Annotated in this window: 11 protein-coding genes; 7 read left to right on the top strand and 4 right to left on the bottom strand. The window is 41.4% G+C overall.

Annotation, left to right across the window (positions count from 1 at the left end; all coding sequences use genetic code 11):
• A partial coding sequence (htpX, locus tag ACJAT7_RS15230) for a protease HtpX (protein ID WP_415227655.1) occupies window positions 1-582 on the top strand: 582 nt, incomplete at its 5' end.
• 474 nt (window positions 583-1056) lie between these two features.
• Window positions 1057-1920 carry a prohibitin family protein gene (locus ACJAT7_RS15225; RefSeq protein ID WP_415227654.1) on the top strand — a complete coding sequence of 288 codons (864 nt, stop codon included), beginning with the start codon at window positions 1057-1059 and terminating at the stop codon, window positions 1918-1920.
• Between the two features lie 211 nt (window positions 1921-2131).
• On the opposite strand, the gene ACJAT7_RS15220 is transcribed toward ACJAT7_RS15225, so the two are convergent.
• Window positions 2132-2929, bottom strand: a complete 798-nt coding sequence (locus ACJAT7_RS15220) for an HAD family hydrolase (protein ID WP_415227653.1) — start codon at window positions 2927-2929, stop codon at window positions 2132-2134.
• Window positions 2930-3318: 389 nt separating this feature from the next.
• Between ACJAT7_RS15220 and ACJAT7_RS15215 the strand changes: the two genes are divergently transcribed.
• The 5 genes from ACJAT7_RS15215 to ACJAT7_RS15195 all read left to right on the top strand — a co-directional run bounded on the left by ACJAT7_RS15215 (window position 3319) and on the right by ACJAT7_RS15195 (window position 8161).
• Window positions 3319-3618 (top strand): PepSY domain-containing protein, encoded by a 300-nt coding sequence (locus ACJAT7_RS15215; RefSeq protein WP_415227652.1) that lies wholly within the window; start codon window positions 3319-3321, stop codon window positions 3616-3618.
• A 44-nt stretch (window positions 3619-3662) separates the two neighbouring features.
• Entirely contained in the window at window positions 3663-4355 is a 693-nt protein-coding gene (locus ACJAT7_RS15210) for a response regulator transcription factor (protein WP_415227651.1), read from the top strand.
• Window positions 4355-5782, top strand: a complete 1428-nt coding sequence (locus ACJAT7_RS15205) for an ATP-binding protein (protein WP_415227650.1) — start codon at window positions 4355-4357, stop codon at window positions 5780-5782. Before ACJAT7_RS15210 ends, ACJAT7_RS15205 begins: the two co-directional genes overlap by 1 nt.
• Window positions 5783-5981: 199 nt before the next feature.
• The gene (locus ACJAT7_RS15200; RefSeq protein WP_415227649.1) at window positions 5982-7304 is read left to right on the top strand and encodes a DUF3300 domain-containing protein; all 1323 of its coding nucleotides are present in this window, start codon (window positions 5982-5984) and stop codon (window positions 7302-7304) included.
• Window positions 7305-7513: 209 nt separating this feature from the next.
• Window positions 7514-8161: an OmpA family protein gene (locus ACJAT7_RS15195; protein ID WP_415227648.1), complete on the top strand. Its 648-nt coding sequence runs from the start codon at window positions 7514-7516 to the stop codon at window positions 8159-8161.
• A 134-nt stretch (window positions 8162-8295) separates the two neighbouring features.
• On the opposite strand, the gene ACJAT7_RS15190 is transcribed toward ACJAT7_RS15195, so the two are convergent.
• The 3 genes from ACJAT7_RS15190 to ACJAT7_RS15180 form a co-directional block, all read right to left on the bottom strand.
• A complete protein-coding gene (locus ACJAT7_RS15190; protein WP_415227647.1) occupies window positions 8296-9741 on the bottom strand; it encodes a methyl-accepting chemotaxis protein in 1446 nt (481 codons plus the stop codon).
• A 115-nt stretch (window positions 9742-9856) separates the two neighbouring features.
• A complete protein-coding gene (locus tag ACJAT7_RS15185) occupies window positions 9857-10360 on the bottom strand; it encodes a DUF1097 domain-containing protein (protein ID WP_415227646.1) in 504 nt (167 codons plus the stop codon).
• Between the two features lie 412 nt (window positions 10361-10772).
• Window positions 10773-11306, bottom strand: coding sequence for a hypothetical protein (locus ACJAT7_RS15180; protein WP_415227645.1), 534 nt, complete (start codon window positions 11304-11306; stop codon window positions 10773-10775).
• Window positions 11307-11526: the final 220 nt, after the last annotated feature.

Here is an 11526-nt window from a genome sequence, read left to right as displayed (position 1 = left end):
GCCAAAGCAGGTGTCGGAATGCCGGAAGTCGCCATCTATAACTCTCCTGAAATTAATGCATTTGCGACCGGTATGAACAAAAATAATGCCTTGGTGGCGGTAAGCAGTGGTTTATTACAAAATATGAGTTCCGATGAAGCTGAAGCTGTGCTCGGACATGAAATGAGTCATATCGCTAACGGAGATATGGTCACTATGACCTTGCTTCAGGGAGTGATGAATACCTTTGTATTTTTCTTTGCGCGCATAGTTGCAAGGGCGGTAAGTCGGGGCAGTGATAACCATTTCGTTTATTTTATGACGGTAATGGCGTTTCAGATAATATTCGGTATGTTGGCCAGTCTTATCGTGATGTGGTTTTCTCGTTACCGTGAATTCCGTGCCGATGCAGGCGGGGCGAATTTAGCGGGCAGAGAAAAAATGATTAATGCCTTAAAGCGGTTACAAGGTGATAGAGTCGAAAGCGATCTCGATGGTCAGTTAGCTGCCTTCGGTATCAGTGGTAAACGGAAAGTTTCAGAATTGCTGATGAGTCATCCACCCCTTGAAAAAAGGATTAAAGCCCTGCAAAGACAAATATAGGGATGCGCTGTTCTGCGCTTGCAGAGTTCCATCATTGGGACTCTGTGCAGTTTTACAACCGTACTAATACAGAGCCATTAAATTCGTTTTCAATGTAACAACTTAAAATAGCAGTAAATCATAACAATAAAGATTAAGTGTTTTTGAAACAGTTGTAAAACTGCTTCCCCTCGCCGCAACCGCGCCTTCAGCATACCCTTGAAGCCTTTAATATTTCTACTTATGAAGTACAGTGAAAAATGCAACATTGGCAAAGCAGTTATGACGCTATTATTAGCCGGTTGTAAATTACTAAGCGCCAGCTTTTTATTTTGTCAGTAAAGAGCAGGGTTTGAGTAAATACAAATATTATGTGTAATTAATATTTGTATTTATATTCATTGACTTAACTCTTTTTGATGGCATTGTACGCAGATTAAACGTGTATTTAATGCAAGCAATTTAACTAGAGTAATTTAACGAAAGGAAGAAAGTATGAATATTCAAAAACCGAATGTTTCGATTGGTATTGTCGCAATTATTGCAATTATCATCGTGAGTTTTTATGCCTCGGTTTATACCGTAAACGAAGGTCATATAGGTATTGTAAAGCGATTTAGTGAAGCTCAAAAGCAAGTTAGTCCAGGATTGCACTTTAAAGCCCCTTTTATTGATAGCGTAGAAGAGATAGAAGTGAGAACGCGTAAGAATGAAGAGCGCATGGCATCAAGTACGAAAGAGCAAATGCCGGTGACGATTACAGTTTCAGTTAACTGGACTGTTGAAAAATCGGCAGCATTAGAATTGTACAAGCAATACGGCGGGTTAGCACAATTTGAAAACAGAATACTTGACCCGAGGTTCAGATCGGCAACTAAAGATGTAATTCCTCAGTATGATGCAGAAAGGTTAATTCAAGATAGAGCATCAGCCATTCAAGCGATAGAAGCTAATTTTATTGAAGAGATGAAAGATTTCCCTGTTACTGTAGATAATATTCAAATCGAAGATATTAAATTGCCGGCAAAATATCTAACCTCAATAGAAACAAAACAAACAGAAAAAAATCTTGCTGATGCGGAAAAACACAAATTAGCAAGACAGAATCTTGAGGCACAACGAGGTGTTAACACAGCAAAAGCTAAGGCTGACGGTATTGAATTAGTGGCGATTGCAGAAGCTCAATCAATACGTATAAAAGGTTTGGCGGAAGCAGAGGCGATCACTGCAAAAGCTAAGGCACTTGGAGACAATCCGTTAATTATCAAATTAACGGAAGCGCAAAATTGGGACGGAAAATTGCCTGCCACAATACTTGGCAGCGGAAATATGCCCATTTTGGATATGAGAAGCAAATAGGCTGAAGTTGATTTATAGCATGCTCTTTTTGTAAAGAGCATTCATAAATTAAGCGTGCTTGATGGTGCTAAGGTTAAGCAAAAAATTGCCTGTTCTACCTTTGTAGTCAGGCACAATGGGCGTTCGCGACATGGCGGCCTATCTCGGTTTGGCATAAAGTCGACGTCATAATTTTAATAGACAGTGTTAAATTTTTTTAGAATTATTTGAATTAGAGAAGGTGCTCTCTAATAACCTTTAAAACGCCGGCGTCACTATTACTCGGCGCACTAAAACGGGCAAAAGTTTTTACCTTTTCATGCGCATTTTCTACAGCATAAGAATGAAAACTCGCTTGCAGCATTTCAATATCATTAAAGTAATCACCAAAACTCATTGTTTGCTCAAAACTAAACTTTAATGTTTCTTGCAAATGTTTGATTGCATCACCTTTTGATGCCTTGATATTCATCACATCAAGCCATATTTTGGCACTGACCACTACTTTGTGATTGGCATTAAATTTTTCATAAATTGGTGGATAGACAAGTTCCTGTAAACCATCAAAATGGCATATAGCAACTTTAATAAACTGATCTTCAACCGCAAGTAAATCTTTTACATAGTCACAACGATGGTAGTATTTTTTTATCTCCTCAATTGCATGAGGTGCTTGTGTCTCAATGTAGGCAGATTTCTTACCACATAAAACGATATGTGCGCCTTTGATTAATCGCGCTTCTTTGATAATACGATGAATTGAGTCAGTATCGATTGTGCAGCTGTAGAGCTCTTTGCCTTGATGCATAACTAACGTGCCGTTTTCAGCAATAAACATTATGCGATCTTTCACCTGATAAAAAATGTTGAGCAAACTATAATATTGACGCCCGGAAGCTGCGGCAAACATGATCTCTCTTTGTTCTAATTGTTGAAACAGTTCAAAAAAATCAGGGGATAAACACCCTTCATTATCTAATAAAGTTCCATCCATATCGGCTGCGATGAATTTTATATTGCTTTGTGACATTGATGAACGCTCGAATATAAGTTAAGGGGTTACAAATAGAGAGAGTATACGTTCCCAAGCCTCTCTCCAGCAACCGTATGGTGATACAGTTTATTGCCGATCTTTTGCTAGACAGTTAAAGCAGGGTAAATAATGGCTAGTCTATGAACAACTTTTTTATTAACAAAGATTCTATCTTTTTTAAGGCGTCTAAATAATCAGTTAACAGATATACACAAGCTACCTTCATTCAGTTAGTGTTCATCTACAATCGGTTATTATGCACAAGGCATCTAACTCGGATGACATATTGATGTTTCTTAATTAGACTAGCGCCATAGCAACAGTATTAATAACAAACGCATTAATTACACAGATACAACACTTTTAAGTAAAGGCGGATACTCTTAATGAAAATGGCTTCTTTATTGACTCTGATCCTGTGCCTACTGTTCCCTTTAGCGGCATCAGCCGCCAAAGGAAAACACTCAACGGCAGAGCCATCATCGCAGAAAAACGCGCAACAACTTAAGGTCAGAAGTCGTGAGCAAGCGATTCAGCTGGTAAAACAGCGCTATCCAGGTCAGGTTCTTAAAGCGCAATCGACCCAAGTCGGTGGACATCCGGGTTACAAAGTTAAGCTGATATCAGAGGGGCTGGTCTTTTATGTATCTGTGGATGCTCAGACTGGCAGTATCAGCAGAAATTAATCTATGTATACCCAAAAATCATGGTTCGGTGAAGGAGTAGATAAATGCGTGTACTTTTAGTAGAAGATGATCTCTCTCTGCAGAGCAATCTTAAGCACCAACTAATCAAATTTAATTACACGGTTGATGTCGCATCTGATGGAAAAGAAGGCCTTTTTCAAGGTACTGAATATAATTATGACGCTGCAATTATCGATGTGGGTTTACCTAAACTCGATGGTATAACGTTAATTACCCTGCTTCGCGAACAACAGAGAGATTTCCCTATTTTAATCTTAACAGCACGAGACAGCTGGCAAGATAAAGTAGAAGGGCTGGATGCGGGAGCCGATGACTACCTTACTAAACCATTTCATCCGGAAGAGCTGGTGGCGCGGCTAAAAGCACTGATTCGCCGTGCTGCGGGTAAAACCAGTCCGGTTGTTGATAATGGGCTGTTTAGTATTAATACCAGCAGCTTGGAGGTGAAAAAAGGTGACCAGATCATTACCTTAAGCAGCTACGAATATAAACTGTTTGAGTTCTTGATGCTCCACCCCGGAGAAGTGAAATCTAAAACGGTACTGACCGAACATATTTACGATCAAGATTTCGACAGAGATTCCAATGTGATCGAGGTCTTTATCCGGCGTTTAAGAAAAAAGCTGGATCCGGATAATGAATATGGGCTTATCGAGACATTAAGGGGGCAAGGTTACCGTCTTAAGCCCTTGCTGAAAATAGCGGATAATGATTAATGACAGGAAAAATCGGCAATTCGCTTAAAAATAGCGCCGTTTTAAACTCCCTTAAAGCTCGCCTTATGGTCAGCGCTTTACTGTTAATATTAGTGTTGATGCCCTTAATAGGAGTCACACTCAACGATGCGTTCAAGCAGCAGGTAAAAAGTGTCGCTAAAAATGAACTTCGTGCCTATCTATTTTCCGTACTTGCAGTGGCTGAGGTGGAGAACAATCAATTACTTATGCCGGAGCGTTTATTAGAGAATCAATTTAATGTTATTGAGTCTGGTTTGTATGCGCTTATCTCGACGTCAGGCAAGCAACCAGACAATATAAATACTGCTGGTCCGCGAATAATGTGGCGCTCTGGTTCATATCTGGGGTTTGAGGCGCCGAGTTACTTGCCGCATCCTGCTACGGGTCAAAGTGAATTTTCCGAGATTGAACTTCAAGGCAAGCCCTACCTGCTTTATAGCTTCGCGGCCAGCTTCGCACAGCCGTCCGCTCAATCCGGCAGTGACCAGGAACGCCCTTCAGCATTCCCAATTACTGTCCATATCATTAAAGATCAGGCCGATTTTCAGCAGCAGGTTGATAAATTTAGTAAACAACTCTGGAGCTGGTTGCTTATCTTAACTGTGCTGCTGGTTATTGTGCAGATAGGGTGGTTGTTATGGACCTTAAAGCCGCTGGGCAAGTTCACCCGAGAGCTTAGCGATATTGAAAAAGGGCGTGCCAAGCAGCTAGATGAAATTTATCCCACTGAGTTACAAGCAGTTGCCTGCCAACTCAATGCATTGCTCAATACCGAACAAAGTCAACGTAAACGCTATCGCAATGCGCTCTCAGATCTGGCGCACAGCTTGAAAACACCGCTGGCAGTGATTCAAAGTCAAACTGAATTAAGCCGCACTTCAATCGAGCAGGTATCGATAATTAACCGTATTATCGGTCATCAACTAAAACGGGCTCAAACTGCGGCAGGATCTTCTTGGCATTTAGGAATCAAGGTCAAACCGGTAGCGGATAAATTGGTCAGAACCTTAACAAAAATTTATCGTGAGCCGCAAATATTGATCAGCGAGAATATCGATCCCCAAGCTATCTTTAAAGGTGACGAGGCCGATCTGACCGAAATGGTCGGTAATTTGTTAGATAACGCGTGCAAAGCAGCAAAATCTGCGGTTTTATTAAGCGTAACAGCGAATGAAAATCTGCTGGTCATTATGGTTGAAGATGATGGCAGCGGGTTAAGCCCGGAACAACAAACACAGATATTCGAGCGTGGTATTCGCGCTGATTCCTACCAGCAGGGCCATGGTATAGGTCTGGCTATTGTTCGCGATCTGAGCGACAGCTACAACGGCCAACTATCGGTTACAAGATCGGAGACACTCGGTGGTGCTAAATTTGTGCTCAGCTTTGGCTCTGCATTGGTTTAGCCGCGAGCTGAAAGCGCCGTTGCCAAACATATAATTTTAAAAGAGGAGTCTGCAACAAGTTTGGGCCGAGCAGTTACGGCTAACTGCTAATTGATCCCCTAAACTACTATCTTGTGCATTTTAAATCCGCTCATTCAGCCTGTGTTCATCTTTGATTATTTATAATACTTTTAGCGTCATAAAAAAGGCTGGAGGAGATATGAATAAATTCACGTTAGCACGACATAGCTTATTAATTAGCACCTTTATAGGTACGCTAATATTAATCGCTGCACCCGCTGTTCTTATTACGGATGCTTATGCTCAAGAGGGATATAACGAAGCGACTCAATACAGTGAAGCTGAGCTGGCACAGATGCTCGCGCCTATCGCTTTGTATCCGGACAGTTTACTGACGCATATCTTAATTGCCTCAACCTACCCGCTGGAGATAGTGCAGGCCAATAGATGGGCAGCAGCAAATCGCCATCTTGATGCAAGACTGGCAATAAAAAAGGCGGGAGATAAAAACTGGGATCCAAGCGTGATCGCGCTATTGGCATTTCCAAATATACTGAACAAACTCAGTGATGATTTAGTCTGGACACAAAAACTCGGGAATGCTTTCTTACAGGATGAGGCAGGGCTACTTGCCGGTATTCAGTCACTAAGACAGCAAGCCGATCAGGCAGGTAGTTTGGCAGAAATGCAGTATATGTCAGTCACTCGCGTTGACCAGCAGATTATTATCGAATCAGCTCAAAAAGAGATTATCTATGTTCCCTATTACAATCCAATAGTCGTCTATGGCCATTGGCACTGGTATAACTATCCACCCGTATATTGGACTGCGCATCCCTATTATGCACCGCGCCGGCATGGTCACTTTTATTGGAGCAGCGCGGTACATATCACATTCAACTATTACTTCAGTACCTTTAATTGGAACAAACACCATATTCTTGTGATTAATCATCACAACTCAAATCACTATCGTCACCGCAAGCAGATAATGACTAGTCAGGGGGCGCAGCGCTGGCATTATAAACCGCAGCATAGGATAGGCAGTCAGCCTCAAGCGCATAATAACGGGCCCGCTCCAAGCCGCTTGCAGCCTAAAAATGAGCGTCAGCATATACTGGATAACAAAAACAGCAAGCTGCGTAACCGTAATAAATTAACGGATAGCAAAAACAATGACAGCAGGCTGAATAACCGTAATAAATTAACGGATAACAAAAAAAATGACAGCAGGCTGAATAACCGTAATAAATTAACGGATAGCAAAAACAATGACAACAGGCTGTATAACCGTAATAAATTAACGGATAACAAAAAAAATGACAGCAGGCTGAATAACCGTAATAAATTACGCCGGCCTAATAAGCAACAAATTGGCAATAGTGAGCCGCATATCAATAAAAAGCGCCAGTCAGCAGTGCATCAGCGAGATAAGCCAGTAAGAATTCCAAAGCAGATGAAAAACCAGCAGAGGAAGAGCAACAGTTATAAGTCTAAACAGAATAGAGCCCCCAAAGGTTAACGGGTGAGGATCACCGCCAAAAAGATCAATTAAAAGGTGTAAAAAACGAGAATAGGGGTAATTGATGGTAATAAGTGAAAAAAATGGCCTACAATTATTATGTTTTTCGTAAAGAAACCTGCTTTATTTTGAATAAATAACTCACGCTCTACGAGATCTTTTATTTTCAATAAAGTGCAACTATTATCTAGAAAAAAAAGGTTGTTATTATGAATAAAAAATCAATTGCCGCATTAATTTTAGTCACTCTATTAACCGGGTGTACGACTCGTCAAAATGCAACAACGGGTGAACAAGAGATGAATACTGCGACAAAAGCCGCAATTGGTGGGGCGGTTGCAGGTGCGCTTGCGGGGGCTGCCACAGGTAAGAAAAATGCGGCTATAATCGGCGCTGTCGGCGGCGCTGCTATCGGTGGCGGAATCGGGTATTACTTTGATCAACAAGAAGCGGCACTGCGCCAAGAGTTATTAAATTCCGGCGTGCAGGTTATACGTGTTGGGGAGAATGAACTGCAACTTATCATGGCACGCGGTATTGGTTTTGACACGGGCCGTTATAATTTAAGCAGCAGTATTTTTTCTACGTTAAATGGTGTTGCCAAGGTGCTCAATGAATATCCAAAATCATCATTAGTTATCATTGGCCATACCGACAGTGTGGGCAGCTCAGAGTCAAACCTGACCCTTTCCGAGCGCCGAGCAGAATCTGTTGCTGACTACCTTATTCGACAAAACGTTAAATCGGGCCGTTTAAGTACATTAGGCTATGGTGAGCGTCGTCCGATAGCAAGCAACAATACAACGGCCGGGCGTTCAGCTAACCGTCGAGTTGAAATTAATATTACCGCTAACTAATTAGGACAACGCTTGCTACAGACTTAAACCGACAATAAAAAGCCGAACATCTGTTCGGCTTTTTATTGTCTTAAATTTATTCTCTTTAGGTCTTCAATTTTCAGCGTGTGATTAAATGGTTATTGAGCTTCCATTCACAATCGATATTGTTTTAAGATCCCTTCAAGTGCTATCGACGATTGGCTAAGATCCGATGCTAATGTCAATGAGCGTTGTGCTGTCTGTTTAATCGTTTCCGACTGTGCCCGGATATCATTGAGCTGTATCGCGATATCTCGAGCCGAAACACTCTGCTCCTCTGCTGATGCTGCGATTTGAGCGCTCATATCAAACAGATCATTAGTTGAGCTGGCCATTGAGTCGACATCCTCTCCGACAGAAATAATAGATTTGCGACCTTGATCGGCTTGGTCAACGATTTCATGGGTCACTGTAGAGAGCGTCGCAGAGCCTGATTGTAAACCTTCAATCATAGATTGAATCTCTACAGTCGCTTGCTGAGTTCGGCCAGCTAACGTTCTTACCTCATCGGCAACCACAGCAAATCCTCTCCCTTGCTCACCGGCTCGGGCAGCCTCAATTGCCGCATTTAACGCAAGCAAATTGGTCTGGTCTGAAATGGCGTTAATGGTGGTAACTACAGCGCCAATTTCGGATGCATTGTTGGAAAGTTGTGCAACAGAATCCGATGCACAATTGATTGTATCGACCAAGGTTGAAATCCGCACGACCGCATCAGAAATTTGCTCCTTACTGGACTCTGCCTGGTTGGAATTGTTTTTTGTCTGATCGGAAGTGTTGGCGGCATTACGGGATACGTCTTCTATTGCGGCCGTCATCTGCTCCATGGCAACTGCCACCGTATCTAAAAATTGATGTTGCAGACCAATCAACTCATCGCTTTGCTGCGCTTGTTGATTAAATTCATCAGCCGCTTGCGTAAGGGTGGCTGAATTTCTTCCTATTGCCGTTACCATCTCACTCATATTATTTGCACTGCGATCAATTTCAGTTGCGATCATACTAAAATCGTCTACACCGAAGAAATTCAGTCGCTGTGAAAGATCACCATCGGCTAGCCGTTTTATGGCGATATACATATCCCATAAACCACCACCAAGGGAGGTTGATGTCCAGTAACTCAATTGAAAAAGAGGTAATAAACCGAGCAAAGCAACCCATAACATTGTACGGGCGTCATCCAGTGCCGATTTTTCCCATTGACTCACATTGCGACTTAATTGCAGATAGTGACGACCAACGGGGGCTGATACTGTCAGTAAATCCCCTTGCCGGGATGACTTGATCTGCTTGCCGAGCTGCAAGCCTTGACGTACGGAAAATTGCGCCAGATCATCGCCAGTCAGGTTTTGTTTTGATGCGATTTGAGCAAACGTATCGACCATAGATTGTGCTCTTGCGTAAGAGTTATCTGCAGCATGCTGCTCAGCATAGCGCGCATTTACTAATGCGATACTGGTGGTAATAACTGCCACCATTGCGCAAAGTACAAAAAACTTGCCGTTTAGACTTAGCTTTATCATTAGGGCATCTATTTTTCTAAATTTAATCTGTTTCATATTCACTACCAAGGTAAGTTATTAAGAGAAGAACCGCAGCAAATATGTTTTACAATATTATTGCTCGACATTAACCGACAGTTTCTTCTATCTAGTAAAATTTCAAATGGATAAACTATTCAAGGGATGTCATAAACGTTTTTATCGTCATTTTTGTGGCCTTTTTTAGCTTAATCGTGAGACGAACAAATTGTGAAGTAAGCAACGTCATCGCATAACCAAGCAGTGCACCAATAATTAATGCAGGTAGGAGATTAGCAATCTCTCCACCCATCGCAAATGTTGCGCAGCAACCGATAAAAGCCCCTGGAATAAAAGATAATTTATGATAACTAGCCTGCAGGCACATTACAGTGGTTGCTAGGCCGGTAAAAAGGTAACCCATCAGTTGTGTATCAAAGTAGCTACTTGCGCTGATCACCACCCATGCCCAGAAAACACCGGAGAGATTGGTGCACCAGCTAACAACAACCCCATTGAACCCTGTTTTAGGCTGTGCAAAGTAGGTACTGCAACCTAAGAAACCTACCCAGGTAACGAGATGAAATGTATCTGCAATGCCGCACCAGACTGCCGCAAGAAGTCCTGCAGATAAAGCGATTTGCCAACGGTTTTCCATGTATCTCCTTATTGCAATGAACCTCGATCAGAAATCCGGCATCTTGTGTACTGATTATTTGCAATAAGTCTATTTATTCCCCCCCCCCTAAAATGAGATCTGGCTCGATAGAATGATCTTTTCTGTGAACGCTCATGTGGGGGCTTACAAAATGTGTTGTATTCTGCAGCGATCTGTTTGCGGAAAGTGATAATCGAATAATAAAATAGGCCTGCACTTAGCAGGAATGTGAACTTTTTGGTTGGATTTGTAACGTTTTGTTTTAGAAGTGTTTACTTGATTTAATTCCTTATTCCAGTCTTGATGCGGTTGGCTTGGCGGCGCGGCGCTGTTTCGGGGAAACTTGCAGAAAAGGGCATTAAGGTGAAGGTTATTGCTTAAATACGCGTCAATGATCGCAAGTATCTGTGCACTAATTATTATTTAGCCAGATTAGAATATTGGCCTGATAGCGAGCGGGTTTCGAGGCTAAGCTTTGTGTTTCGTCGTTGATGAATTTAAGCTTTTCCAATAAAATGGAGTAGTTTTGAGTACCTAATTTCAATTCAATTATATCATTAAGTTTAAGCTGGATTTGTTGCTGGTTAACGGATAATGAGAGTTTTTTATCTGCCATTTTCAGATGCACTGAGTATTGAGCGCTGCCTGTCTTCAAAGCAAAGTTATGTTGCGCACCCGTAACATAAAGGAAGACTAAATCACCATTGCCATTATTAATTTGTCTGAATAACATGGGCCCATCTGCAGTGTATTTTTTATCTGTTTGTTTGGTGCATTCATGACAAACGGGCAGAGCTATCTCTTCGGCCCAGTTGGTAATTAAACGTTGTGAAAAATACAAACCGCCCTGAGAAAAAGTAAACTGATTTTTATTTTCATTGCTATTTGACGGGGAACAGGCAGTTAGCAGTAATAGGCTAAAAATAAGCGCTAAACATTTTTTCACTTTTATATTCCTTTTCAATAGCTCTGACTGTTTTTTAAACCTCTTAAGCACAATATATTATCATTTTTTTAGCGCACTTGATTTGATATTCTCATCTATTTAATGATCGCATTCATCTTTATATCTGAATCTGCTTAATATGAGTATAAGACAAGCATTATTATAATAATTTTTTCGTTTCTGTTTTTAGTGGCACTCCTTTATTTAATGCCAATTAATT

Source organism: Psychromonas sp., assembly GCF_047632995.1.
Taxonomy (GTDB): domain Bacteria; phylum Pseudomonadota; class Gammaproteobacteria; order Enterobacterales; family Psychromonadaceae; genus Psychromonas.
Note: the sequence above shows the minus strand (reverse complement) of the source record. Positions and strands in the feature narration are given on the sequence as shown.